Source organism: Proteiniphilum propionicum (assembly GCF_022267555.1).
Lineage (GTDB): Bacteria > Bacteroidota > Bacteroidia > Bacteroidales > Dysgonomonadaceae > Proteiniphilum > Proteiniphilum propionicum.
Map to the genome: position 1 here is coordinate 3,707,565 of NZ_CP073586.1, position 26,807 is coordinate 3,734,371.

27 protein-coding genes and 2 pseudogenes are annotated in these 26,807 nt (G+C 39.9%); 24 read left to right on the forward strand and 5 right to left on the reverse strand.

Features of this window, described 5'->3' with window-relative positions; translation table 11 throughout:
- Window positions 1-39 precede the first annotated feature (39 nt).
- From KDN43_RS15405 to KDN43_RS15430, 6 genes are all read left to right on the forward strand, one after another.
- Window positions 40-1,053 carry a hypothetical protein gene (locus tag KDN43_RS15405; protein WP_327065950.1) on the forward strand — a complete coding sequence of 338 codons (1,014 nt, stop codon included), beginning with the start codon at window positions 40-42 and terminating at the stop codon, window positions 1,051-1,053.
- A 144-nt stretch (window positions 1,054-1,197) separates the two neighbouring features.
- Entirely contained in the window at window positions 1,198-1,668 is a 471-nt protein-coding gene (locus KDN43_RS15410; RefSeq protein WP_238867487.1) for a cobalamin-dependent protein, read from the forward strand.
- A 35-nt stretch (window positions 1,669-1,703) separates the two neighbouring features.
- The gene (gene tnpA, locus KDN43_RS15415) at window positions 1,704-2,063 is read left to right on the forward strand and encodes an IS66 family insertion sequence element accessory protein TnpA (RefSeq protein WP_238867488.1); all 360 of its coding nucleotides are present in this window, start codon (window positions 1,704-1,706) and stop codon (window positions 2,061-2,063) included.
- A 3-nt stretch (window positions 2,064-2,066) separates the two neighbouring features.
- Complete coding sequence (gene tnpB, locus KDN43_RS15420; RefSeq protein ID WP_238867489.1) at window positions 2,067-2,417, forward strand: IS66 family insertion sequence element accessory protein TnpB; 351 nt, start codon at window positions 2,067-2,069, stop codon at window positions 2,415-2,417.
- Between the two features lie 81 nt (window positions 2,418-2,498).
- Window positions 2,499-4,145, forward strand: coding sequence for an IS66 family transposase (tnpC, locus tag KDN43_RS15425; RefSeq protein WP_238869504.1), 1,647 nt, complete (start codon window positions 2,499-2,501; stop codon window positions 4,143-4,145).
- A 93-nt stretch (window positions 4,146-4,238) separates the two neighbouring features.
- Window positions 4,239-5,627, forward strand: a complete 1,389-nt coding sequence (locus KDN43_RS15430) for a B12-binding domain-containing radical SAM protein (protein ID WP_238867490.1) — start codon at window positions 4,239-4,241, stop codon at window positions 5,625-5,627.
- A 35-nt stretch (window positions 5,628-5,662) separates the two neighbouring features.
- Here KDN43_RS15430 and mobC read toward each other — a convergent pair whose 3' ends face one another.
- The 3 genes from mobC to mobA are packed head-to-tail and all read right to left on the reverse strand — an operon-like array spanning window position 5,663 to window position 9,397.
- Window positions 5,663-7,672, reverse strand: coding sequence for a conjugal transfer protein MobC (mobC, locus tag KDN43_RS15435; RefSeq protein WP_238867491.1), 2,010 nt, complete (start codon window positions 7,670-7,672; stop codon window positions 5,663-5,665).
- A gap of 49 nt (window positions 7,673-7,721) precedes the next feature.
- Window positions 7,722-8,978, reverse strand: coding sequence for a conjugal transfer protein MobB (gene mobB, locus KDN43_RS15440; RefSeq protein WP_238867492.1), 1,257 nt, complete (start codon window positions 8,976-8,978; stop codon window positions 7,722-7,724).
- The gene (gene mobA / locus KDN43_RS15445; RefSeq protein WP_456107270.1) at window positions 8,978-9,397 is read right to left on the reverse strand and encodes a conjugal transfer protein MobA; all 420 of its coding nucleotides are present in this window, start codon (window positions 9,395-9,397) and stop codon (window positions 8,978-8,980) included. The genes mobB and mobA overlap by 1 nt, the downstream gene beginning before the upstream one ends.
- A gap of 704 nt (window positions 9,398-10,101) precedes the next feature.
- Here mobA and KDN43_RS15450 point away from each other — a divergent pair.
- The 18 genes and pseudogenes from KDN43_RS15450 (at window position 10,102) to KDN43_RS15535 (ending at window position 26,096) form a co-directional block, all read left to right on the forward strand.
- Entirely contained in the window at window positions 10,102-10,869 is a 768-nt protein-coding gene (locus KDN43_RS15450) for a ParA family protein (RefSeq protein ID WP_238867494.1), read from the forward strand.
- Window positions 10,870-10,874: 5 nt separating this feature from the next.
- Window positions 10,875-11,342 (forward strand): DUF3408 domain-containing protein, encoded by a 468-nt coding sequence (locus KDN43_RS15455; protein WP_238867495.1) that lies wholly within the window; start codon window positions 10,875-10,877, stop codon window positions 11,340-11,342.
- 2 nt (window positions 11,343-11,344) lie between these two features.
- Window positions 11,345-12,037, forward strand: coding sequence for a hypothetical protein (locus tag KDN43_RS15460; RefSeq protein ID WP_238867496.1), 693 nt, complete (start codon window positions 11,345-11,347; stop codon window positions 12,035-12,037).
- Between the two features lie 127 nt (window positions 12,038-12,164).
- Window positions 12,165-12,464, forward strand: coding sequence for a DUF4134 domain-containing protein (locus tag KDN43_RS15465; protein ID WP_238867497.1), 300 nt, complete (start codon window positions 12,165-12,167; stop codon window positions 12,462-12,464).
- Window positions 12,465-12,466: 2 nt separating this feature from the next.
- Window positions 12,467-12,790, forward strand: coding sequence for a DUF4133 domain-containing protein (locus KDN43_RS15470; RefSeq protein WP_238867498.1), 324 nt, complete (start codon window positions 12,467-12,469; stop codon window positions 12,788-12,790).
- On the forward strand, window positions 12,787-15,270 hold the full coding sequence (locus tag KDN43_RS15475; protein ID WP_238867499.1) for a TraG family conjugative transposon ATPase: 2,484 nt from the start codon (window positions 12,787-12,789) through the stop codon (window positions 15,268-15,270). The genes KDN43_RS15470 and KDN43_RS15475 overlap by 4 nt, the downstream gene beginning before the upstream one ends.
- A gap of 29 nt (window positions 15,271-15,299) precedes the next feature.
- On the forward strand, window positions 15,300-15,929 hold the full coding sequence (locus KDN43_RS15480) for a DUF4141 domain-containing protein (RefSeq protein WP_238867500.1): 630 nt from the start codon (window positions 15,300-15,302) through the stop codon (window positions 15,927-15,929).
- A gap of 115 nt (window positions 15,930-16,044) precedes the next feature.
- Complete coding sequence (gene traJ, locus KDN43_RS15485; RefSeq protein ID WP_238869505.1) at window positions 16,045-17,040, forward strand: conjugative transposon protein TraJ; 996 nt, start codon at window positions 16,045-16,047, stop codon at window positions 17,038-17,040.
- Between the two features lie 24 nt (window positions 17,041-17,064).
- Window positions 17,065-17,688, forward strand: a complete 624-nt coding sequence (traK, locus tag KDN43_RS15490) for a conjugative transposon protein TraK (RefSeq protein WP_238867501.1) — start codon at window positions 17,065-17,067, stop codon at window positions 17,686-17,688.
- A 6-nt stretch (window positions 17,689-17,694) separates the two neighbouring features.
- The gene (locus tag KDN43_RS15495; protein WP_238867502.1) at window positions 17,695-17,970 is read left to right on the forward strand and encodes a hypothetical protein; all 276 of its coding nucleotides are present in this window, start codon (window positions 17,695-17,697) and stop codon (window positions 17,968-17,970) included.
- 35 nt (window positions 17,971-18,005) lie between these two features.
- Window positions 18,006-19,385, forward strand: coding sequence for a conjugative transposon protein TraM (traM, locus tag KDN43_RS15500; RefSeq protein ID WP_238867503.1), 1,380 nt, complete (start codon window positions 18,006-18,008; stop codon window positions 19,383-19,385).
- Between the two features lie 31 nt (window positions 19,386-19,416).
- Window positions 19,417-20,343, forward strand: coding sequence for a conjugative transposon protein TraN (traN, locus tag KDN43_RS15505; RefSeq protein WP_238867504.1), 927 nt, complete (start codon window positions 19,417-19,419; stop codon window positions 20,341-20,343).
- Complete coding sequence (locus KDN43_RS15510; RefSeq protein WP_238867505.1) at window positions 20,343-20,912, forward strand: conjugal transfer protein TraO; 570 nt, start codon at window positions 20,343-20,345, stop codon at window positions 20,910-20,912. Before traN ends, KDN43_RS15510 begins: the two co-directional genes overlap by 1 nt.
- A gap of 27 nt (window positions 20,913-20,939) precedes the next feature.
- On the forward strand, window positions 20,940-21,401 hold the full coding sequence (locus tag KDN43_RS15515) for a DUF3872 domain-containing protein (RefSeq protein WP_238867506.1): 462 nt from the start codon (window positions 20,940-20,942) through the stop codon (window positions 21,399-21,401).
- A pseudogene (locus KDN43_RS15520) lies at window positions 21,385-21,894 on the forward strand (glycoside hydrolase family protein). Before KDN43_RS15515 ends, KDN43_RS15520 begins: the two are co-directional and overlap by 17 nt.
- A 127-nt stretch (window positions 21,895-22,021) precedes the next feature.
- The gene (locus tag KDN43_RS15525) at window positions 22,022-23,437 is read left to right on the forward strand and encodes a glycosaminoglycan attachment site (protein ID WP_238867507.1); all 1,416 of its coding nucleotides are present in this window, start codon (window positions 22,022-22,024) and stop codon (window positions 23,435-23,437) included.
- A 77-nt stretch (window positions 23,438-23,514) separates the two neighbouring features.
- Window positions 23,515-25,083, forward strand: coding sequence for an ATP-dependent nuclease (locus tag KDN43_RS15530; RefSeq protein ID WP_238867508.1), 1,569 nt, complete (start codon window positions 23,515-23,517; stop codon window positions 25,081-25,083).
- Entirely contained in the window at window positions 25,068-26,096 is a 1,029-nt protein-coding gene (locus tag KDN43_RS15535; protein WP_238867509.1) for a DEAD/DEAH box helicase, read from the forward strand. The genes KDN43_RS15530 and KDN43_RS15535 overlap by 16 nt, the downstream gene beginning before the upstream one ends.
- 215 nt (window positions 26,097-26,311) lie before the next feature.
- On the opposite strand, the gene KDN43_RS15540 is transcribed toward KDN43_RS15535, so the two are convergent.
- Both KDN43_RS15540 and KDN43_RS15545 read right to left on the reverse strand, forming a co-directional pair.
- On the reverse strand, window positions 26,312-26,542 hold the full coding sequence (locus KDN43_RS15540) for a hypothetical protein (protein WP_238867510.1): 231 nt from the start codon (window positions 26,540-26,542) through the stop codon (window positions 26,312-26,314).
- 4 nt (window positions 26,543-26,546) lie between these two features.
- A pseudogene (locus KDN43_RS15545) lies at window positions 26,547-26,802 on the reverse strand (hypothetical protein).
- Window positions 26,803-26,807 lie beyond the last annotated feature (5 nt).

Sequence of the window (26,807 nt, forward strand, 5' to 3'; positions counted from 1 at the left end):
AAGTTTCCCTTGCCAGGAAATTGAAGTCTTGATATTATTATTGAAGATATTAGGACAGTTTTATCGTTGGGAATAAAATATTTCCATATTATAAATCATAATTTTGCTTGTGAAAGAGATTTTGTAGAAAAATTTTGTTCTAAACTAATCGAAATAGGAACAGAATACGATTTTGCCTGGTCTTGTTTTATTATGCCTAATTTTATTATTAATAATCTTGATTTAATAGAATTAATGACTGAAGCAAAATTGAAAAGAATTGAGATTGGTTGTGAAAGTGGAAATGAAAAATTATTGGCGAAAAACGGCATTTACCATTCTTTGATGGATGATGAATCAATAATTAATTCTGCAATGGTAGCAAAAATACCTAATATAGTCTTACATTTCATGATAGGAATGCCTTCAGAAACAAAAAAATCCCTATTAGAAACAAAAGAATTCATAATGAGATTACTTTATTTGACAACTGCTTTATGTGACATTCATTTACATTGTTATTTCCCTGAAAAATTGCCAATAAATAATAAATATGAAGATATATGTCAAAAGAAAAGAGAATTCATACAAGGTTCGAAAGCTCTAAGTACTTTAGAACTTTCTATGTATAAAAAAGATATGCTGAAAGAAATTAATGCAACAAAGAATGAACTTAGGAAAAATATCCCCGTAAAAACACTTTATGAGCAATTTGAATTAGAACATAATTATAATATTAAAACTCAAACACAAAAAGAATTTATAAGAAGAACACAAAGATACATGGTATTTACAATTAAGAATGAAAGTTTTAATACATATTACTCGTGGGAAATAGAAGAAAATCTAGATGATTATACTCCAGTATTTTTTACCCAAAAGCAGTATCTCCCAGAAGAAAAATTAAAAAGTGATTTATCGAATTTAAATATAGTTCTAATCAATTATATTTTGAGTGGATTCTCTTTAGGCGAAATAGTGTCATTATTAAATCAAGAATCATCAGGTAAAGTTAACAAACAAACTATTATTTCAATTCTTAATGTCTGGGAAATGAACTTAGAACTAAATTAGAACTAAATTACCGGAAATATTTAAAAATTTAAATATTTAAAGCAGCAATAATTAGTTATAATAAAAAACTTATTTGCATAAAAGGTTGTAATACTACTGAGGGGATCTAAGATAATTAAAAAAATTGAAACAAATTAATAAGCAATGAAAAACTCAGAATCTAAATTGAACATTATTTTCATAGATGGACTTGAACCACAAACTAATGTAAATGCAATGGTTCTTGGATATTTATTTCCAATAGGTGCAATGCTAGAGGAATACAATATGAGTTTTAAAGTGTTAAATGTAAAAACTCTATTAAATTACTCTATTCTGGGTATCATAGATGAACTTAAAAAATGGAATTTTGATGCAATAGGCATGACTACTAATTCGGATAATATTCGTTATGTATACAAGATTTGTAGTAGTATAAAAAATCAATTTCCTAAAACTACAATCATATTAGGAGGGCCTGAAGCTTCTTTTGCTGATGAAAAAACATTATCAAAATGCGAATGTGATGTAGTTGTACGAGAAGAAGGAGAAGTTAAGCTCGTAGAAATTCTTAAATGTATTAGTCAAAATAGATCATTTGAACGTAAGCATTCGGTCTGCCCCGTCTTATTTTAACTTTTAATCTCCTCTATATTTGTCCTCAAAAAAATATGTGGACAATACAGCAGTTTGAGTTAGTTTATGATCGCTTCCAATCCAGTGGTCTATCTGTTAAAGATTTTTGCGAAAATGAGTGTATTCTTCAGTCTAAGTTTTACTACTGGAAAAATAAATCAATAAAGAACAACCGACATAAAGAACAACCGTCCAATTTTGTGCCGATTGTTTTTACCGGTTCAGCTTCACAAATGCAGACAAAAAGAAAGGCTCAACAGAAACTATTGCCAGAGAATGCTGACCAGGTTGCCGGTGATGTTTTTGAAATTGTTTATCCCAATGGAGTTAAATTACGTGTTCCCGTTGGTGCAGACATCAACCAGCTGCGATCATTAATCCTTCTAACCCAATAAAGCATGTTTAACCTTAACGACTCAATGCGTTACTGGCTTTATCCACAACCTACCGATATGCGTAAAGGTTTTTACACTTTAAGCGGATTGGTCACGGATCAGATGGGACAAAGCGTACGAAGCGGAGATGTTTTCATCTTCCTGAATCGTCATTGCACCAGTTTAAAGGCCCTGCACATGGAACATGGTGGGCTTGTAATTTATTATATGAAGCTTGAAAAAGGTAACTTTACATTACCCTCTTTCGATGAAAATGGAAGATCACACCCCTTTTCATGGCAGAAACTCATGCTGATGATACAGGGCATTGAGGTCGAAAAATGCAAGTATAAAAAACGTTGGAAAGGCGCATAAATAAACGATTTTAGCATCCTTTTTACTTGCATATATTGCACCGTTTTTGTATCTTTACTCTCGTTATCTAACAGATTAATGATGCAAGAAAACAAAGAAAATCCCAACGAGCTTTTAGAACTCCTCTTGGAGAAATGCGACCGTTTATATCAGGAGAACATGCTTCTGAAGGGTAAGCTTGAAGATCGCACAGATGTTGATGCATTAAAAACCTCGTATGAACAAACCATATCCAAAAAAGACGAAAAGATACTTGATCTAGAGAAGCAGGTTGCTTATCTGAGACGTCGGATATGGGGCAAGTCAAGTGAACGCTTTATAAAAGAAGATCCCCGTCAGCGCATGATCGACTTTGAAGGTATAGACCTTTTACCTGAAGAAAAAGAACTTGCAGAAGCAGCCAAAGTAGATATAGAAACTTTCAAAGAAAGGCGAGTAAAAGAGCGTATAAAAAGAAAACCTGTACGCAAACCTTTACCTGAAGATCTTCCTCGAGTTGAAGAACATCTTTATCCCGATGATGTAAAAGACAGCGCTGATACATTGACAGAGTTAGAACCCGAGATAACTGAAGTTATGGAGTATGAACCCGGAAGATGCTGGATAAGGAAGATTATACGTCATAAATATGTTGTAAAAAGCAAAACTTTACAGGATTCCCAGAAGTCTTCTTCTATTATAACTGCACCACTTCCTGCAAAATACCAACCAATTGCACGCAGTTATGCAGGAGCATCACTCTTGGCGGAACTGATGATAAACAAGTACGTGAACCACCTGCCTTTTTACCGACAAATACAGATGATGAAGCAGCTGGGTGTAAATCTTCCACCACCAACGGTGAACGATTGGTTTAAGGATACGGCCGACTTGTTGAGACCATTATATTACCGGCTTAAAGAACTTGTCCTTGCTACCGACTATATCCAGGTTGATGAGACCACTGTTCCTGTAATAAACAACGAGAAGCATAAATCCGTAAATGGATACATGTGGATGGTTCGCTCTGCAATGGACAAGCAAGTCTTCTTCCATTATGACAATGGCTCAAGAGCACAGAAGGTAGCATTATCCCTTTTAAAAGACTTCCGAGGTGCAATGCAAACAGACGGCTACAGTGTATACCAAATGTACGAATACAAAAAAGATGTACTGCCCCTTGGTTGCTGGGCTCATGCAAGACGAAAGTTTGAGGAATCACTGAAAAATGATAAAGTAAGAGCTGAGTATGCGCTTGAGCAAATCGGACTTCTATACGAAGTAGAAAGAGAGGCGGATGATAAGAACCTTTCTTACCAGGAGAGAGCTAGGCTGCGAGAGACACATGCTTACCCCATTATGGTTGTCTTTGAAAAATGGCTGGTGAATGAATACAGTAAGGTATTACCAAAAAGCCCGATAGGCAAGGCGATAAAATACTGCTATGACATCTATCACCGTTTAAGTCGTTATCATCTGGATGGCAGGTATCACATAGATAATAATCTTGCCGAAAACAGTCTGAGAGGTCTAGCTCTAGGCAGGAAGAATTACCTGTTTTGTGGAAATCATGACGCTGCAGAAGATGCTGCAGTTATATACTCTTTACTTGGATGCTGCAAAGCTGCAGATGTAAACTTCCGTGACTGGATGGTATATGTGCTGAGTCATATCCACGATTATGATCAGGACTACTCGATGGATATTGCTGAACTACTTCCTTTAAACCATCTACGAAAAATCTCCTAAAAACTCCAAACTGTCTCCGAATGTTTTACAAGTTTTTGAAAGGTTTTTTAGAAGAATCTAAGAAAACTTGCAAAAAAATACGGACGAGACCGAATGCTTACATTTGAACATGTAAGAGGTATTTCTTTCAAAAAAAATGGCAAAATAATAAAGAATGTAGATGCAATGCCGCTTGATGTCAATTCGTTGCCAATCCCTCAATATGCGATATTATCAAACAAGAAGTATTGGATAATCCCATCTGGCGTAAAAGAAGATGACTATACTCACATTCTAGACAAGCTGAGGAAATCATATAAGTTTTTCATGTCTGGAAGAGGATGTCCTCACAATTGTGCTTTTTGTGTAGAAGGAAGTCTAAAAAGAAAATATAGAGCAAAAAAAGTAGAATTAGTAAAACAGGACTTAGAGTATTTCATTTCTCAAACAAATACCGATTATTTAATAATTTCAGACGATACATTTACGTCCTCTCCTAAAAGAGTTAAAGATATGTGTTCAATGATAAAAGAAGTCAGACAAAAATATAGATTTGTTTGGTTTTGTGAGGGAAGAATTGATGCTCTATCAAAGAATCCAGAATTGTTGTCTGTAATGTATGAAGCAGGACTTAGAAAAATTCAATTGGGCGTAGAATCTGGTAATCAAAAGGTATTGGATATTTATAATAAAAACATTACATTAGAACAGACAAAAAAAGTCATAAATGAAACTGCTAAATATGAACGTCTATTAGTACATGGTAATATACTATTAGGAAATCCCGAAGAAACTTTTAATGAGTTTAAGGATAGCTTAAATTTTATTAAGGATCTAATAAAGTTATCTGACTTTAAGTTAAATATTTCGAATGCTTATGTAACTCCGTTTCATGGAACTCCACTTAGAAATAATCCTGAAAAATATAATATAGAAATTTTAATTGATGATTTTGAGTTTGTACGCTTTGGAATGAATGATATTGTATGTAGACCAAAATCTCTGTCGCTAGATGAATTAATAGCTCTAAAACCATATACTGATGGAGAGATATTAAAATGTATCAATGAAAATATTTTTAAATATCCAAGGAACAAAATAATAAAATACTTTACAGAACCTAATCGAGTTACATTTCATCAAAATGGTATATTAGATACATTAGGTAGACTTGCGTCTTTTCAAAAGTATTTACAAATCGTAACACGATCCACAACAGTAGATTCAACTCAAATAGATGTTATTCAGAAATCTCATACTCTATCTCCTTTAAGGCTTTGGGAAATTGAATATAATAAAGATACGAACCAGTATAATTTTATTGATTTAAGTGGAATAAATACAATTATTGATGGGAAAAATGCTTATTTATGGGAAAAAGCAACAGGTAAAAATACACTATATGAAATATTTGCAAAAGCTGATGATTTATCTTTAGAATATATTGCAGAATTTTACCAGACTTTAGAAGCTAAAATGGCTATTGTTTTTGTTGAATTTTAATAATAAATATATATGCAAAGACTGAGTAGTGTTTCTTATTTAAGCAAAGAAAATAAATGCTTCAAATTATCGTCATTCTCTATGCGGTGTTTCTCCGATTTTACAATATTTTCCACATCCGCCTTTATTTGTCTGTAATTTTTTTCAATATCCTGTTGCATCGTATCGTTCCCGTTTTCATCGGTAAAAGAGACTATTTCGGGGATGTTGCAGTACGCTTTTGTTTCGGCGGCAACACGAGCATTATCCACCACGATTTCGCAATGAAAAATCTTCTGCTCGATACGTTCGTCGAAATTGTCCGAAACCGCACCCACGAACATTCCTTGTGTTAGATTACTGATTTTACTTGCCGGGATAAGGCTGTCCATCTGCGTAGAAATAGAAGTCGATTTATCCTGCCGGTTAATGGTCATTGATTGCCGTTTCTGCAACACTTTTCCGAAACGTTCCGATAGAGTTTTTGCAGTTTCGCCAACAACCTGCCCCGAAAAGATATTGCCTACCGTATTTTGAATAACCTTGCTTTCCTTATCGCCGTAATCGCGTGTCAGTTGCGAATAGTCCTGAAATCCCAAGCAAACAGCCACTTTATTGCTTCGTGCCGTAGCAATCAAATTATCCAATCCACGAAAATAAATGGTTGGCAACTCGTCGATTATTACCGAACTTTTCAACTGCCCTTTCTTGTTTATCAGCTTCACGATACGGCTGTTGTATAATCCCAATGCTGCCGAATAGATGTTTTGCCGGTCGGGATTATTGCCCACGCAAAGAATTTTCGGCTCTTTCGGATTATTAATGTCCAACGAAAAATCATCGCCCGTCATTACCCAATAGAGTGCGGGCGAAATCATTCTCGACAGCGGGATTTTTGCCGATGCAATTTGTCCCTGTAATTGGTCTTGTGCACCGCCTTCCCACGCATCCATAAAAGGCGAAAGGTAATTTTCCAATTCGGGATAGCTTGTGAGAATAGTAAAGGTATCAGCATATTTCTTATTCAGAAACTCGATAGCGTGCGGAAAAGTACAGTATTTGCCGTTTTCATATATTTTCAGATACCAAATAATCGCAGCCAATAAAATTATCGGACTTTCCACGAAGAAATCGCCCTGTTTCTGAATCCACGTTTTATTGAGGTTTAGCATTATTGTGTAAGCGCTTTCATAAGCATCCGAGATATCGGTCATAAATGCCGGATTAATTGGATTACAGCGATGGCTTTTGCGTGGATTATCAAAGTTTATTACATAAAATTTTGGCGGAACTTTGTACTTGTCGATATGCTTTAGCAAGTGGTTGTAGGCGATGGTGGAAAGGTCGTCGAACTTGAAGTCGTAAATGTACATGGAAAAACCTTTCTCTATTTGTTGTTTGATGTAGTTGTTAACCACGGCGTATGATTTTCCGGAACCAGGCGTACCTAAAACAATGCTCGCCCGAAACGGATTGACCACATTTATCCAGCCGTTGTTCCACTTTTTTTTATAGTAAAATCGTGTAGGCAAATTCACAGAATACTCGTTTTCCATCAGACGGGTTTCCTGCATAAAACTCTCGTTTTCGGTATTAAACACATCGTCCATCAGGTTGTTTTTCAAAAGGCGACTAATCCAAAGTCCTGCCATCAAGAGGCAAATATAACCTGCCGAAATTGTAAAAATATACCATACCGCAATGCCTGTTTTGGCAATCGGCAACGCCAATATCCAAAAGTCCAGAAAATACAGTGCGATGCCGAAACCCAACACAATCCAAATCTTCGTCCACGTGATTTTTTCATCTTTCATCCCTTTTGTTCCCAAGCAGGATAATGCCAGAAACAGCACCGAAAAGAATTTCGTAATCAGCGGATGTTTGTACAGTCCTGCTGTTCGATGAAAATTCATCAAAATTCTGTCTAACACGGCAATCGTTGCGTGCCATTCCCGAAACGCCTCATAACAGTACCAATAACAGTGGATAACCACAAATAAAATACTTACGGCCCGCATAAATTCCATTGTTTTGGCGAGTCCCCTTAAATCGTCTTCTTGTTGCATAATATGCCCCCCAGCCCCCTAAAGGGGGAGTTTTGGTTAGTAAAATTGATTATAGTTTTGGTTTCTTAATTGTTCTTCTCTTTTTTCGCATTTTACGTTTGAAAAGTTCATCTTCGTAATCGTCGCCGTGCATTTCGAGTAAAGAAACACCCGGAAAAACATCGTTTGTTTCCGGTGCTTTTTCCAAATCGGCAAACGGATTATATTCTTTTTCTTTGGATTGGATTTGAGTATCCGATTTTTGGGAAACTTCCGGCTTAATGCCGTTTGCAAACCACTCGTGAAACACGTTTGCCGAAAACTCTTTTCCCAAACGAGAACCGTTGAGAACAGTTTTACTTTGATGGTCGATAAACGTTACGCCGTAAATACGTCCTTGCTCATTCTCGCGGAACACCACTGAAATCCCCTTTTTAAGCAGATTTTTCTCGAAGTTTTTTCGTTTTTTTGAGTCAGAAATAGTTTTCAAAATATTCACTCGAAGTCGGTTTTTGGTTGCTTTATCCATTTTCCAAGTCTGTTTCTCTTTGTCCATTCTCTTATACAAAGCATCGCAACCGACCGATTTGCCAAAAAGCGACGATTTAAAGGGATTACCAACCTTTTCGCCCTTCTTGTTCAATACCGAATAAACCAATCCATTATAAGGTTTTCCTTTGTGTTCGCCTTTCACTTCTTCCGCTGTCAGATTAAATAATGATAACAGTGCCCGATACTCGCTAAAACTTTGAAAACGGTATGATTTTGCCAACTCACGAACCGCATTGGCAACTTGCCGTTTTACATCACCTTTCGAGTAATCCACTTTTTGAAGCGGAAGTACATTTTGCCGTTCCTGTTTATCGGCAGGAGTTAAGTTAAATTCCTGTTCCAACTTCCGGCAGATATCCATCGACCGCCGTTTCTCATAGGCATCGGAAATGCAACTTCCGTCGGCTTTCACCCTCACCGAAACAATGTGAATATGTGTCCGGTCAATATCGGTATGTTTGAAAACGATGTACGGTTGTTCGCCAAAACCGAGTTCGTCCATATACTGTTGAGCCATCTTGATAAAATTTTCGTCAGTTACTTTATCGGTTGGGTTTGGGTTTAACGAAATGTGAATTACCGGCTTTTCAGTACGTCTGTTGGCTGACAGATAAGGCTTGAAGGAGTGCAAAATGTCCGGCATTTGATATGTTCCGTCTGCCTGTTCTATGATATTTTGAGCGAAAAGCACCTTGCCGTTTTCATCATCCACCTTCAATTTATTGTACGAAATTGCCCCGAAAAGCGATGTTCCGTGTCCGATTTTCGCCACCATTATACACCGTATTTCTGTTTAAACTCGTTTGCCAGTGCCACGATTTTCTGCGACAGTTCCACCAATTTTATCGTCTCTTTTTCCAATTTGTAGAGAAAAGCCAATGCCTTTTTCTCTGTAAAATTTGTTTTTAACGCCTTAACAATCTGGTTGTAATTGACACCTATTGCTCGGAATTGCGAATGAAAAGTGGTCAGTCGCATATAAAAATCCTGTCCAGCTTTATCTATTTTCACCGTTTTAATTTTACGATTAAAGAGTACTGCGAGAATATATTCCGCCTTGGTCTGTAATCCCGACTCATCAAAAAGAGTCAAAAAACGAGCATTTTCATCGTCCGTCAGACGTACCACATAGCGATTATTTCGCTTTGAGAGTTTGGGTTTTCTGCCACCCGAATATTTTTTAGTTGTCATAATCAGTTCATTCTATAAAATCAGTCCGTTTCAAAAAAATCCCGACTTCGGAGAGGATTTTAAAGTTGGTTTTCAGGCACGGCGAAAGTTTCGAGTGCCTGAAAACACAACTTGCTCTATTCCGGCGAATAGAAAATCCCGACCGTGTCGGGATTAAAACCAGTCGATTGAAAAGAATGGGCAGATGATTTATCCGAAAAGGCACGTCAGCCTGCATCTGTTTCAATACAGTGCAAAATTAAGGGGAAAAATAGTCGTGAAAGCTCGTAGTAAAAACGCCAAATACTGCCAAACGACGCCACGAAACGCCAAAACCGACAAGCGCGTGAAGATTCTGTTTTTATTTGCAGAAAAAAAGAAAGTATGAAATTTCCGGCATTATAAATCAATGGAAGTTGAACTTTAAAAGTTGCCCTTTTAATTAATTCACAATTTCCAATAAGAATTATGAATGCAATATTGCTTGAATGCCATTTCATGCAAGCATTCAAAAAAAAGGGCATAAAAATGAGCAAACTAAAAATTTAAATCATTGATAATCAAGTTATAATAATTGGATTATTTAAAAAGAAAGACAGCATTATAGAACAATTTCTCTTTTAATAATTAGCGAAAAAGCAAATCAAAACATTAAATTTTTTCAAAAATGTGATTCAATACAACAAGAGAATTAAAACAGAATTATTCATTAAAAAAAGCATTGGAAAATGAAAAAAGAAACATTATTTATTGCCTTCACAACACAGAAGGGAGGAGTAGGAAAAAGTGCGATGACTACGATTACAGCAAGCATCCTGCATTACCGGATGGGGTACAACGTGGCTGTATTTGACTGCGATTATCCACAATGGAGTATTGTCAAAATGCGCGACAGGGACACCAAAACCGTGATTGAAAGCGAACGTTTCAAGCTGTTGGCTTACGAGCAATTTACCTCCATCAACAAAAAGGCATACCCTGTTATTTCGTGCAAACCCGATGAGGTAATCCAAAAGGCAGAAGTATTTTTAAAAGAGACACCGATTGATTTCGATTTCGTGTTTTTCGATTTACCGGGGACTATTAACTCGGCAGGAGTAATCAATTCCATTTCGCGTATGCACTACATTTTTTCGCCCATCATTGCCGACCGCTTGGTGTTGGAAAGCACACTTGCTTTTATGAACGTGCTGAACGGCGTGTTGGTAAAAGGCGGGGATACCGGCATCAAAGGGATTCATCTGTTTTGGAATATGGTGGACGGCAGGGAGAAATCGGAACTTTATGCTCATTATGACCATATAATCAAAGAATTGGATTTATCACTGATGAAGACCTACCTTCCCGACAGCAAGCGGTTCCGGAAAGAGATGTCCGCCCAAATGGAAAATCGACAGATTTCACGCTCTACACTTTTTCCGATTGACAGGCGACTTTCCAAGTTCGCCCGGATCGAGGAGTTTATCACGGAATTTTTACAAATCGTTCAACACTGATTTTTATGGAAGAAAACAGAAAACCACCCATTAACGAAGAATATATCATGTCCATAGTTTCCGAAACACGTTCCGGACACGATAAGTTAGCTCCTGCCGTAAACGAGCAGATACGTCAAGTTTCAGAAAAGAAGATGGCAGATAATCAGACACAGGAACGTGATAACGATTTACAAACAGAAAAACAGGAGATTCGGGAAAACAAGAAACGTAAAAATCGACAAAACCTGATAGATTATGAAAGTCGTTTTATAAAAAAAGCCGATTTAACCGTCCGTTCGGGCAAAGGTGTATATATCCGTGCCGATTACCACAACAGCATCAATCGCATAATCAGCGTGATAGGAAATAATGAAATATCCATTACCGATTACTTGGATAACATTTTGACGCATCACTTTGAGATGTTTGAGCAGGAGATAACAGATGTATTCGACAAAAACTATAAGCCATTAATCAATAAAAACAGATAACCATGAATCCTTTTTTTATATCCACCTTGTGGCAGTTCCTGCTTGTTATTGTCGGAACAGCCGCTTTTTCGCTTACCGTCCTGCTTATCGGTCTCTACATCCAGACAAGCAGAAAAGATAAGCGAGAAAGTTACGGACGCAGTATGAAACAGACATCTCAAAAACAGTTGAAAATACCCGATATTATGGGTACAGCCCGGCAGCCGGAACGCCAATCACAGCCAATTGAAGCCACCGAGTGCCAAACTGAAAATCGTGAAGATAAACCGGCTACTTTTGCCCGTGAAATTCCGAGCGAGGAACTCGACCAAGTTTTCGGGACGGAACAAACCGATGAAACCGACACACGGGAAGACCCCGACCCGGACGAAGACGAAGTAGATTGGCAAGAGGAAGAAACCGAATTGCAGGCGCACCGCACGACAGCCGATAATGAGAATGATTTTGCCACGGGAGTCTCTTTCGATGAGTTGCAACAGATAACTCGCCTGATACAGAAAGATGCGTTGCAACCCGATGAGCAAAAATCCGTAGCCACGGCTGCCATCAAACTTGCCCATACCGATTTATGGGAAAAAATAATGAATGCGTTGCCCGACGCAAACCGAAAGATTGCCAAGATGCTTGATGCTTCGCCACAAAAAGTACAAACAGCCGAAGATTGGCGAAGTTTCGACATCCGGAATTTCATTTGATTACAGTAAACGAGTTTACAAATAAACAGGTAAACAACATTTACAAAACCACTAAATCCAATTTTATAAACCCGACTTCTGTTGTTCCTCATCCAAGAACGACAGAAGTCATTAAACAAATGTTTGTATGGCAAAGAAAAAAATCCTCTCAACGGCAATCGTTCTGATTGCTGCTTTTAATGCCTTTGCACAAGGAAACGGTGCTGCCGGAATCACCAAAGCTACCGATATGGTAACCGGCTATTTCGATCCCGCCACCAAACTCATCTACGCCATCGGCGCCGTTGTGGGACTTATCGGCGGAGTAAAAGTTTACGGAAAGTTCAGTTCCGGCGATCCTGACACGTCCAAAACCGCGGCTTCGTGGTTTGGTGCGTGTGTGTTCCTGATTGTGGCAGCCACTATTCTACGTTCCTTCTTCTTGTAAAAATGGCGGAATACGAAATCAATAAAGGCGTGGGCCGCAGCGTCGAGTTTAAAGGCTTGAAAGCCCAATACCTTTTCATTTTCGCAGGCGGACTGTTGGCGATGTTTATCCTGGTGGCAGTGCTGTACATGGCAGGTGTAAACCAATTTTTATGTCTTGTACTCGGTATTGCCGGTGCAACGATTATCGTGTGGAAAACCTTTTCGATGAATAAAAAGTACGGGCAGCACGGCTTGATGAAAATTTCAGCCCGAAAGAACCACCCCCGCTATCTAATCAACCGAAAACGTATGCGTTCACTCTTAAAAAGAAGAAAAGGAGCATGAGAAACATCAGTAAAATGACAACCTTGGAAAATAAGTTTCCGTTGCTTGCCGTTGAAAATGGCTGTATCGTGAGTAAGGATGCCGACATTACCGTGGCGTTCAGGGTAGAACTGCCCGAACTTTTTACCGTAACCGCGGGCGAATACGAAACCATTCATTCGGCATGGAATAAGGCGGTGCGGGTGCTGCCCAACTTCACGGTGGTTCATAAGCAGGATTGGTTTTTAAAAGAGAACTATCAGTCTGACATTCAAAAAGATGAATTGAGTTTTCTCAGCCGAAGCTTTGAACGGCACTTCAACGAACGTCCCTATCTCAACCACGAGTGCTATCTGTTTTTGACCAAAACCACCAGACAGCGAATGGCGATGCAGAGCAATTTTTCTACTCTTTGCAGAGGGAATATCCTGCCCAAAGAGATAAAGGACAAGGAGACCGTTCTTCGTTTTCTGGAAAGTGTGAGTCAGTTTGAACGTATAATAAACGACAGCGGTTTTATTTCGCTTGTCCGTCTTTCGGAAGATGAAATCTGCGAAAAAGGAGGTCTGTTGGAGCAGTACTTTTCATTGAAAGGAAAAGAGCACGCACCGCTTGAAGACATCTCGTTAGGTGCGGAAGAAGTGAAAATCGGCGACAATATCCTATGCCTGCACACGCTTTCAGAGAGCGATGATCTGCCGGCTGCAGTCAGTCCCGACAGCCGGTATGAAAAATTATCGACCGACCGCTCGGATTGCCGATTGTCTTTTGCCGCGCCTGTGGGCTTGCTGCTTGCCTGCAACCACATTTACAACCAGCTGCTTTTTATCGAAGACAGCGATGAGAACCTGCGTAAGTTCGAGAAAAGCGCAAGGAATATGCACTCGCTCGGACGTTATTCGCGAAGTAATCAAATCAACGAGCAGTGGATTCAGGAATATCTGAACATAGCCCATTCTCAAGGCTTGACTTCCATCAGGGCACACTTTAACGTAATAGCGTGGAGCGACAACCGCGATGAACTCAAACATATCAAAAACGATGTGGGCAGTCAGTTGGCTTTAATGGGCTGCACACCCAGACACAACACCGTAGATACGGCAACGCTCTATTGGGCGTGTATGCCCGGCAATGCCGCCGACTTTCCGTCGGAAGAAAGTTTTTACACTTTCATTGAGCCGGCTCTGTGCTTTTTCAGTCAGGAAACCAACTACAAAAGTTCTACATCGCCGTTCGGCATTAAAATGGCGGATAGGCTGACCGGAAAACCCCTGCATGTGGATATTTCCGATCTGCCGATGAAAAGAGGCATTATCACCAACCGAAATAAATTTGTGCTGGGGCCCAGCGGAAGCGGAAAATCGTTCTTTATGAACCATCTTGTCAGACAGTATTACGAACAGGGAACGCATGTGTTGTTGGTGGATACGGGAAACTCGTATCAAGGTTTGTGCAGCCTGATACATCAAAAGACCAAAGGCGAAGACGGAATTTACTTTACCTACACGGAAGAGAATCCTATTTCTTTCAACCCGTTTTTCACGGATGATTATGTGTTCGATGTTGAGAAAAAAGACAGTATCAAAACTCTGCTTTTAACGCTTTGGAAAAGTGAAGAAGAGAAAATATCGAAAACCGAAAGCGGAGAACTCGGCAGTGCGGTAACGGCCTACATCCATAAAATTCAGTCCGACCGGAGTATCACGCCCAACTTCAACACTTTTTACGAGTTTATGCGTGATGTGTATCGTCCCGAATTGGAAAACAGGGAAATCAAGGTAGAAAAGGATGATTTTAATATCGATAATTTTCTGACCACACTCAGACAATATTACAGCGGTGGACGCTTTGATTTTCTGCTTAATTCCGACAAAAACATCGACCTTTTAAACAAACGCTTTATCGTGTTCGAGATAGATGCCATCAAGGAAAATCGCGAGCTTTTCCCTGTTGTCACGATTATCATCATGGAAGCCTTTATCAATAAAATGAGGCGATTGAAAGGAGTTCGTAAACAACTGATAGTGGAAGAGGCATGGAAAGCCGTTGCATCGGCAAATATGGCTGATTATTTGAAATACATGTACAAAACGGTGCGCAAGTATTTCGGCGAAGCCATCGTGGTAACGCAGGAAGTGGACGACATCATTTCCAGCCCGATAGTCAAAGAGAGCATCATCAACAATTCAGACTGCAAGATATTATTGGACCAACGCAAGTATATGAACAAATTCGATCAGATACAGGCACTGCTCGGACTAACGGAAAAGGAGAAAGCGCAAATACTTTCCATTAACCAGAACAATGCTCCGAACCGTAAATACAAAGAGGTCTGGATAGGGCTGGGCGGAACGCAATCCGCAGTTTACGCCACCGAAGTATCTCGTGAAGAGTACCTTTGCTACACCACCGAAGAAACCGAAAAATTGGAAGTGATGAACAAAGCGGAATCGTTGGACGGAGATATGGAGAGGGCGATAAAACTCTTGGTAAACAAGTAAGCAAGAATTTTAAACCAAATCCAAAAACAATGAAACAGAAACTTTTAATTTTAGTAACGGCATTGACTTTAAGCGGTTTCTGCGCCAATGCCCAATTTATCGTGAATGATCCGGTAAACGTTGCCACCTCCATTGCGAATACGGCAAAAGAAATTATCCAGACGTCCAAAACGGTTAAAAATACGCTCGACAACTTTAAGGAAGTAGAGAAAGTATATAAGCAGGGAAAAGAGTATTATGATGCTCTGCGTAAGGTGAACGATTTAGTGAAGGATGCCCGAAAAGTACAGCAAACCATCTTGATGGTGGGTGATATTTCGGATTTGTACGTGAACAGCTACAAATTGATGCTGCAGGATAAAAACTTCTCATTCGAAGAGCTTACCGCGATCGCGTTCGGCTACACAAGACTCTTGGAAGAAAGTGCGGCATTGTTGAAAGAGTTGAAACAGATTGTCAATCCCACAACCCTTTCACTCAATGATAAGGAGCGGATGGATTGGATTGACCAAATCTATAAAGAAGTCAGTGAATACCGTTCATTGGTCAGCTATTACACCAACAAAAACATCTCGGTCTCTTACCTGCGTGCGAAAAAACAGAATGACGCACAACGGGTACTCGACCTGTACGGTTCGTTAAGTGACAAATACTGGTAAAACTGCCCCTGACCTCCTATAGGGGGAATAGGACGTTAAGTAAATAAATATTTTCTAAATGAAATAACGATGAATAATGACACTAAAACACCCCCTTCAGGGGGAAGGGGGGCTTATGGATTTTGAAAATTTACATCAGGTACTGCGAACGCTGTACACTGAAATGATGCCCTTGGTGGGCAATATGACAGGCATAGCCAAGGGTGTTGCCGGACTCGGCGCTCTGTTTTACGTGGCAAGCCGTGTGTGGCAGTCCCTTGCGCGTGCCGAAGAGATCGACGTTTACCCGCTTTTGAGACCTTTTGCCATCGGGCTTTGTATTATGTTTTTCCCTACTATTGTTTTGGGGACGATAAACAGCGTGCTTTCGCCCGTGGTAAAAGGAACTAATCAGATGATGGCAGCACAAACCCTGGATATGAACAAATTGCGTGAACAACGCGACCGATTGGAACGGGAAGCGATGCTGAGAAATCCCGAAACAGCCTTTTTGGTCAGCAACGAAGAGTTTGACAAAAAGATAGACGAAATGCAGGGACTCAACCCGAAACACCTTGTTACCATTACATCAATGTATCTGGAAAGGGGGATGTACAACCTGAAAAAGTCGATGCAGGATGCCTTCAAATCTTTTCTGGAGATATTGTTTCAAGCTGCCGCTCTGATAATCGATACCATTCGGACATTTTTCCTTATCGTTCTTTCCATACTGGGACCCATTGCTTTCGGAATTGCCGTGTTTGACGGATTCCAATCTACTTTGACGGGATGGTTGAGCCGCTATGTTTCGGTTTATCTGTGGCTGCCCGTATCGGATCTGTTCAGTACCATGCTTGCCAAAATCCAGACGCTGATGATAGGCAAAGAGATTGCAGCTCTTGAAAATCCGGCGTACATCCCGGACGGTTCGAGTGTGGTTTATATCATTTTTATGCTGATAGGCATTGTCGGATATTTTGTAATTCCTACCGTTGCCGGATGGATTATCCAGGCAGGCGGAATGGGCAACTACGGAAAAAACATTAATCAAACCGTGCAAAAAAGCGGTGCAGTGGCGGGAGCCGGCGCAGGAGCCGTAGGCGGAAATGTTTTGGGTAAATTGAGAAAATAATAAACGAGTAAACAAAGTAAAAATATGGAATTCAAGTCATTAAAAAACATTGAAACATCTTTCAGGCAGATACGGCTTTACGCCGTTGTTTTTGGTGTGGTGTGTCTTTTGATAGTCGGTTTTTCTCTTTGGAAATCATACGCTTTTGCCGAGAAACAACGGGAAAAAGTCTATGTGTTGGACAACGGAAAATCACTGATGCTTGCGCTTTCGCAAGATGCGGCAACAAACCGTCCGGTAGAAGCGCGCGAACACATTCGCCGTTTTCATGAACTGTTCTTCACGCTGTCGCCCGACAAGTCAGCCATTGAAAGCAATATGAAACGAGCATTTTTTCTTGCCGACCAATCGGCTTTCAACTACTACAAAGACCTTACGGAAAAAGGATATTACAACCGGATTATATCGGGAAATATCCAACAGCGTATCGAAATTGACAGCATTCAGTGCAATTTTGAGGTCTATCCTTATGAAGTGAGAACCGTTGCCCGTCAATACATCATCCGTTCGAGCAACCTGACCGAACGCAGTTTGGTTTCAGAATGCCGTCTGGTCAATTCCATCCGTTCCGACAACAATCCGCAAGGTTTTATCGTCGAAAATTTTATTATTCGTGAAAACAGAGATATCCGGACAGTCAAACGATAAAGGAATATGAATAATATCTTGATAAAAATACGCCAAAAACGAAATCGTTTTAACGATAAATTAAAACGGAAATTAGGTGACCTTTCGTCTACGGCAAAACTGAACGGCATTTTGCTTGTGATGCTCTTTTATGCGGTAATGACATTGATAATGCTTGTCAGAGCATTCGATAAAAATGAAAGATCAATAATTATCAAGCATATCGAGCCTGCTCCGTTGATTGACACACCGATAAAGCTTGAGCCCGAAAAGGACACGTTATCAGCAGAAGAATTTAAGTAAAACAACCACTAATCCACAAATTTCAAATTATGACAATGAAAGAAAATAATGAAACTTCGACTACTGTTTCGGAAGAAAAAACTTCGAAACAGGACGAACAGAAAAGAGAGGAGCCACAGACACGCAAGCTACCCACGATCGAAGAAATTCAAAAGCGAAAGAAAGTATTGGTGTATATGTTGCTGGTTTTGGTTTTTATCGGTGTGATGCACTGGATTTTTGCACCTTCAAAGGCCGAAAAGGAGAAATTGCAAACCGAACAGGGAATAAACGTTGAAATACCGGAAATATCCGGCGGTGAACTGCCCGAAGATAAGGAAACCGCCTACAAGCTGGCAGAGAATGAACAAAAGGAGAACGAACGTCAATGGACAATGGGTACACTTTCCGACTTTTTCGGTGATACTCAAAAGTCGGATAATCGTCTCGAAGAGAGGGAGTCGTTTGCTGATCCGGATTACCGTTCCGGTAAAGGCAACGAAATTAGCCGGTCGGCATCGGCTTACGGTGATATCCGGAACACGCTCGGCAATTTCTACGAAGAGAACTCCCAAATGGAAATCTTGCAACAACAAATTGATGAATTGCAAGCACAACTGGACGAGAAAAACGGTTTGGTAGATGAAGACCGGGAGATACAAAGACAACTCGAACTGATGGAAAAATCATACGAAATGGCAGCCAGATACCTGCCGCAAAATCAACAAGCGACAACACCCAATCCTTTTGAAACTGCCGTTGAACGGGAAATGGACGAGCCGTTGCCGAATGCTTACACCAAAACGGAAGCCAAAGAGTCTGTGTTTACCGTACTGCCCGAAGTGAAAAACGTGGTGTCGGCTCTTTATCAGGATGTCCCCGACAGCGTGTTTATGGCCGAACAGATGCAGGAGCGCAACCGCTCGTTTCTTCCCGGCACCGAAACCGTCGACGACATTCCGCTAAAAAACACGCTGAAAGTGGCAGTTTATGAAACACAAACGTTAAAAGACGGCGAAACCGTGCGCTTGCGCCTGTTGGAACCGGCCCGCGTGGCGAACATGCTTGTCCCGAAGAACACGCTGCTGACGGCTGTAGCCCGGATACAGGGCAACCGCTTGACGCTTTCCGTAACCAGCATCGAACACCGGGAACGGATTGTCCCCGTAAACCTTTCGGCATACGACCTGGACGGACAGCCGGGTGTCTTTATCCCCAATTCCCTGGAAGTGAATGCCGCCAAGGAAATTGCTGCCGGAATGGGACAATCCGCCGGAACGAGTTTCACGTTTGCATCATCGGCAGGACAACAACTGGCCGCCGATGCGGGGCGCGGACTGTTGCAGGGTGCATCGCAATACTTCGGGAACAGGATGCGTGAAGTGAAGGTGACGCTCAAAAGCGGTCACAAGCTCTTTTTGATGCAAAACAGATAAACCGATTATAAACCACTAAAATCCAATTTGTATGAAACTAAAATTAAAAACAATCTTTTTCTTCGTTGCCCTGCTTTCTGGGGCGATTACCTCAAATGCCCAAATTAACACGGGCGATCTCTATCAGGGAATGAGCCGGACAATTCCCAACGGCAGAGTAGTATTGCCTTACGGACTCTCTGTAGCTTACGAGAAAACGGTGCACCTGATTTTTCCTTCCCAAATACGTTACGTTGATTTGGGTAGCAGTAACATTATTGCAGGCAAAGCGGAAGATGCCGACAACGTACTTCGGGTAAAGGCTGCCGTTCGCGATTTTGAAACGGAAACCAACCTGAGCGTAATCTGTAACGACGGAAGTTTTTTCTCCTTTAACGTGAAATATGCCGAAGAACCGGAAAGGTTGAATATCGAAATGCAGGATTTTCTGTATTCGGGTGTGAATAATTTGCCGACCAACAAAGCCGATATTTACTTCAAGGAACTCGGTAACGAATCACCGGTGTTGGTGAAACTGATCATGAAAACGATTTGGCAAAACGACCGCCGGGAAATCAACCACATCGGCAGTAAGAAGTTTGGCTTACAGTTCCTGTTGAGAGGATTATACTCAAACAACGGGTTACTTTATTTTCACACGTTGATTAAAAACCAAAATCAAATGCCTTATCAGGTAGATTTTGTCACGTTCAAGGTTGTGGATAAAAAAGTGGCGAAACGCACAGCCATACAGGAACAGGTATTGCAGCCGCTACGCTCGTTCAACGAAGTAACCCGTATCGGCGGATACCAAACCCAACGTTCCGTCTTTGTCCTGGAGCAATTTACGCTGCCCGATGACAAGCAATTGGAAGTAACACTCTTTGAGCAAAACGGCGGTCGCCACCAAACGTTTGTGGTCGAGAACGAGGACTTAATCCGTGCCAAAGATATCGATAACCTGAAATTGAAATTCTGATGAAACGGATACTGTTATTCATGGTGGTGACGGTGGCGATAGCTGCCGTATCACACGCTCAACGGCTGATACCCGGACAACGGGGATTACAGTTGTCCATAGGAGTTCCGATTACGGAAAGTAAGCTGTTTGAAAACGGCAATTTTACCGCCGAGATGGCGATGACCATTAATCACAAACGAGCCAATCATTGGCTGCTCGGATTGGAATACACGAAAAGGCATTTTGCTTATCGTGATATGCAAATCCCGTCCGAAACGGTTGTTTTTGAAGGCGGTTATCTCTTAAATCTCTTTTCCGATGCAGGAAAGAATGTATTGCTCAACACCGGAATTACTGCCGTTGCAGGTTATGAAACGGTTAATCGAAATGAAAAGCTTTTACCCGATGGTGCAACGCTATTGACACGAGACCGATTTGTTTACGGCGGTGCTTATCACTTGGCATTGGATCTGTTTGTAATCGACAATCTTGTGCTTTTCGTAAAAGGGAAATGTAATGTGTTGTGGGGAAGTGATGTGGAGATGTTCAGACCTTCTTTACAAACAGGAATAAGACTAATTTTTTAACAATGAAGACTAACAATATAATAAACTATGAAACATAAAATAATCAACAACTTTTGGGTGGTGGGAGTGCTTGCCCTTGCAGGGTTTTGTCTATTTGCTTGTAATCACGAGTTGGATATTCAACAAGCATACCCGTTCACGGTAGAGACAATGCCGGTGCAGAAGCACATCGCCAAGGGGCAGACGGCGGAGATACGCTGTACGCTCAAACGACAGGGACGGTTTGAAGAAGCATGCTATACCATCCGTTATTTCCAACCCGATGGCAAGGGGATATTGAAAATGGATAACGGTACGGTCTTCAAGCCCAATGACCGCTATCCGCTCACGAAAGAGGAGTTCAGGCTATACTACACATCTGCTTCCACCGATCGGCAGACGATAGACGTGTATGTGGAGGATAATTTCGAACAGACGGCAAAACTCTCGTTTGAGTTCAACAGCCAAAAGGACGAGGAAAAGGAGAAGACGAATGAGAATAAGAAATAAACTTATCGTCTTGTGCCTTGTCTGCCTCTCCTGCTTGCGGCTTTCCGCTCAGGATGGTAGAAATGCTCTGCTCTTGCTTCCTCCGTTCGAGCGTGCCACCGTTTGCATCAAGCACTTCGAGGGTTTACACGGGTTCAAGGACGCACCCTATGTCGGATATGGTAATAAGTTGCAAAAGGGAGAACGTTTTACGGCGGCGATGCCGGAACGGCAGGCGGATTCGCTGCTTCGGGCAGACCCGATGAAGCGTCTGATGATGTTCAAGGATTACGGAAAGGATGCCCTGCTGCTTGCCGTCCTGTCCTACAATGTCGGAGCGGGCAGATTACTGGGATACAGTAAACATCCCAAAAGCCGATTGCTGCGGAAGATAGAGGCGGGAGACAGGAATTTCTACCGTGAATTTGTCTCTTTCTGCTGATACAAGGGACAAGTCCTGCGAGGGCTTGTCAAACGACGAAATGTGGAGTTTGCCCTATTTTATATACCCTGATTTTCAAATACACCTCTTGCGACATTTTTATGCTCCACAAGGGGCGTTTTCTTTCTGTTTTATTCGCCTTTCTCGTTATGAATGAGTAACTTTGTCGTCTGAAAATAATAGAACATTAGTGCAATATATGAAACCATTGAATTCTAATAAGGCAAATCTTTTACTCCTTTTTACAAGAGACCCGTTTGTTAAACTTGTAAACAAGGAGTTGGAATATTATTCTTCTAAAGATGACTCGCTGATAGGTTTTGTTTCTTTAGATAAGGAGGATAAAACATTCCATGCCATGCTTCTCGACCGAGATTCAAGAAACAAGTATTGTCTCGTTTCTATGAATTTGGATCTTAATTCAATAGAGGAAGGAAGAAAAGCTCTAAAAGACATGATGGGTACATATGTACGAAATGAAGACGCTCTGAAGAAAGAGCTTCCAGCAAATGACTTTTTCTCTCCGATTGTAAAATCTGAGCAGCAACATCCATACTTTACCATGTTATTGGATAAGGATGGATTCTTTACTGCGGCAAAATCTGTCATTGAAGAGTTGTCTTTTCACTACGAGGATAGGGATGGCAATTTTGTAGATCAATTCCAATCAATAAATGGCTTTGATGCACGAATTTGGGAATTATATTTATGGTGCTATTTTAGGGAGGAGAACTTTCATTTCAACTATAATCATACAGCTCCAGACTTTTTGATAGAGAAGATGGGATATGAGATTGCAATAGAGGCAGTTCATATCAATCGCAAACAAGGATTAGACGAACCTGCAAATATTCCGACAGTTGAAGAAATTTTCAAGAAAATGGAGAATGAGATTCCATTAATGTATGGTTCTCCTCTATATTCAAAGTTAAATCACACATATAAAGAACAACCATATTGGGAGCTTCCACATGTAAAGGGCAAGCCATTGGTCTATGCCATTGCCGATTTTCATGCAGATATGTCTATGACTTGGTCTTTTCCAGGAATTATAAGTATCTTATATGGTATTGATCAGAAAGCAATCCATAATAATGATGGTACAATATCATTGGAAAACGAAGCCGGTATAACATTTCAGAAAAAAGAAATTAGCATTAAACCACTTTTCCTTGATGACAAATTCAAACATGTGAGTGCTATATTGTTTTCTCCTTGTGGTACTTTGCCAAAATTCAACAGAATGGGAATACAAGCCGGCTATGGGAACAATAACAACAAGTTATATCAAATTAAGATGTGCTATAATTCAAGCCCAAATGCAATTTTACCAGATGTAATTGGTAAGGTCGTGAATGAGGAGTGCAGGGAGACATGGGCAGATGGCATTCAGATATTTCATAATCCATTTGCCGAGATACCATTAATTCCAGAATTTTTTCCACATGCTGGACATCATTTCTACAAAGATGGACTTCTTAGAAGTATAGTTCCCAACGAGCATACCATTTCAACTATGACGTACAATATCAAAAATATTCCTATTGTTCCTCCTTCATTTAATATGCATTCTTCAGAAGAATACGATGAGATTATTAAAAAATGGAGAATGTGACAAACAAGTACGTATTTAATGAAATCGCATGATATTACTTTCCTATAAATCCAAATCCTATTGTAAACAACAAAGAAATGATGACTATAGCAAAAATTAAGCTACACAACTTCAAGAGATTCAAAGATCTGTTTTTTGATGTTAATCCCGATATTAATATTTTTATTGGAGATAATGAATCCGGAAAGAGTACAATTCTACAAGCGATAGATATTGTTGCTCGAGGAAGTAGAACACGCATTGAGAATATTGGTCTCGACAAACTTTTTAATATTGAGGCTATCCGTGAATATATGAACGGGGATCGAGATTTGAACAAGATGCCAGAGATGTATGTGGAACTCTACTTTCCTGATCAACCAGATCCCTCATTAGAAGGGATGAACAATAGTAAAAGAAACCTATGTTCAGGTATAAGATTGTGTTGTATCCCCAATGATGAATATAGTCAGCAGATTGCACAATTGCTGCAAAATCCTAATGCTTCTTTTCCTTTGGAATTTTATAAAATTGTATTTGAAACTTTTGCAGGTGAATCATTCAATGCTTATACTAAAAGGCTAAGTTGTATTTTTGTTGACAACTCTACAATAGGTAGTCCTCGTGCCATGCGCGACTATGTAAGTGATATTTATCATGTACAGCTAACTGATGAGCAACGTATAAATGCAAGATATGCTTACAAGAATAATAAAGTTCAATTTCAAAATCAAATATTGGCTCAATATAATGCTTTGATACCACCTTATAGTTTTGCAATAAGAGAATCTGCTGACGATAATATTGAAACAGATATTACACTTTTAGAGAATGATATTCCATTAGAGAATAAGGGAACAGGCACTCAGTGCTTTATAAAAACAGAACTTTCTATAAACAGGGCCGTCAGCAGTATTGATGCTGTATTGATTGAAGAACCAGAAAATCATTTGAGCTATACAAAGATGCTGGAACTTATTGAACTTATAAGAGGTTCTCAAAATCGACAGCTCTTTATCTCTACTCATTGCGACCTTATTGCTACAAGATTAAACCTAAAAAAATGCCTGCTTTTTAATAGTTTATCTACCAATGTTGTTAGTTTGGGGAATTTACCTGATGATACCGCCGATTTTTTCATAAAGGCTCCAGATAATAATATGCTACAATTTGTATTATCCCCAAAATCCATTTTGGTAGAAGGAGATGCGGAGTTTATTTTAATGGAGGCTTTGTATAAAAGAACAATTGCTAAAGAGCTATCTTCAAGCGGGATAGGAGTTATCGCTGTTGGTGGAAAATGCTTCAAAAGATATTTGGACATAGCAAAATTATTGAATAATAAAGTAGCGGTAATAACCGACAATGATCATGATTATGCTGTTAATGTAACAAATAATTACTCGGATTATATCCAAAATCAGTTTGCAAATATCAAGATTTATTCGGATGCAAATAATGAAAGGAACACTTTCGAAGTGTGTATTTATCAGGATAATCAAGCTATATGTGATAGTGAATTTCAAACTCCTGGACGTAGGTTAGCCACGGTAGATTTTATGCTAAAGAATAAGGCTGAAGCTGCATATTTGTTGCAGAAGAATAAAGCTGATACAATTGTTGTTCCTCAATATATACAAGATGCAATAACATGGATAGACGCTTAATACTTGCAGTCGCAGGATCTGGAAAAACGACTTTCTTGATAAATACATTAAACTTGGAACAGCGTTTCTTGATAGTTACCTACACGGATAATAATTTAGCAAATATCCGCCAACGCATAATCAGCACTTTTGGTTATGTGCCTCATAATATAACGCTTATGTCATATTTTCAATTCTTAATACGTGTCTGTTATCGCCCTTTTCTCAAGGATAAAGTTCGGGCAAAAGGTATCACGTGGGATATGCCAAACCAGAAAACATTAAAATTAAAGAGAAACAATCCTTTATTTTACCTCACGAAAGGGCGGTATTTATATCATAATAGGATTGCCAAGTTGTGTTTAGAATGTTGTGCAAAATTGATTAAAGAGCGTATAGAGAAATTTTATGACTACTTTATGGTTGATGAAATTCAAGATCTTGGTGGGCATGACTTCAATTTGATACAAGCCATCACTCCTACTACCATTGATTCTCTATTTGTAGGAGATTTCTACCAACATACTTTCGACACCAGTAACGATGGGAATGTTAATAACGGACTATATAATGACTACAATAAATACAAGAAAAAATGGTCTGCGATTGGAGTTACTATTGACGAGACTACGCTTTCCAACAGTTATAGATGTTCGCCTACAATTTGTCAACTTGTCACGCAACAATTACACATCCAAATTTCTTCTCATCGGCAAGATAATACAAAAATCATTTTAATAGATAATCAAGATGATGCAGATACCTTGTTTGTCGACAACGAAAAAATCAAATTGTTTTACAGAGAGGCTAATAAATACTCGTGCTATGCAGAGAATTGGGGAAAATCTAAAGGCCTTGACAAGTTCCAAGATGTTTGTATTGTATTGAACCAAACTACCTTGAAAGGATACAATGACAATACATTGCATCAATTAAATCCGTCAACCCGGAATAAACTTTACGTTGCTTACACAAGAGCAAAAAGGGATATATACTGTATTCCACATGTGTTTTTAGATAAATACAAACAATGACTTTACTTTCCCTCTAAAACAAACATATCTACCTGTATTTGAGAGAATGATATTATATTATATTATATTATCTTATTGGCTTTTTGTTACTTTTGAGCCGTATCAACTCACTGTCAAAAGTAACGAGGTGTTTTTCGCTGGGGTTTCTTTGCTCCTTTCTTTGTCCGCCCGAAGCTCACGAAAGAAAGGAGCGGTCGGCAAATCTGCCGACCGCTTTACTCCGTCTGTTCTTCTTGAACGGTTATCCGTCCCGTCCTTATATCGGGGTGAGTGGAGAAAGCCCAATTCACCTCCTCATCGGGAAGGGTGCTGTGAATGTTTCCACCCATCACCATTCCGCAATCCTGAATGACCTTTTGTCGTGCTTCTTCTCTGCTCTCGGCAACCACCTCAAAAACACCCTCGAAAATGTATCGTGTCCGTACTCTGTAAACTCTCTTCTTCATATTCTCAAAATTCAACCTTTAATAATCTGTATTCCTTTGGTTCTCCATTGGATAACCTGCGGTGGGTAAGCCAAAAATGGTGTGCGCCATAGCCGTATGCAAAGGACTTGTCAAGTTCCGTTTTCTTCGGCTATCCGCTTGACGGCAGACCTCAGTTCCTTCTCATTGGCAGATAAGGTAATGGCATTGATGACCCTTATAAGGATATAGGGTATCTCGTCCGCCCAATTGCATACGATGCTTTCTATTTCTGCTTTCATATCTG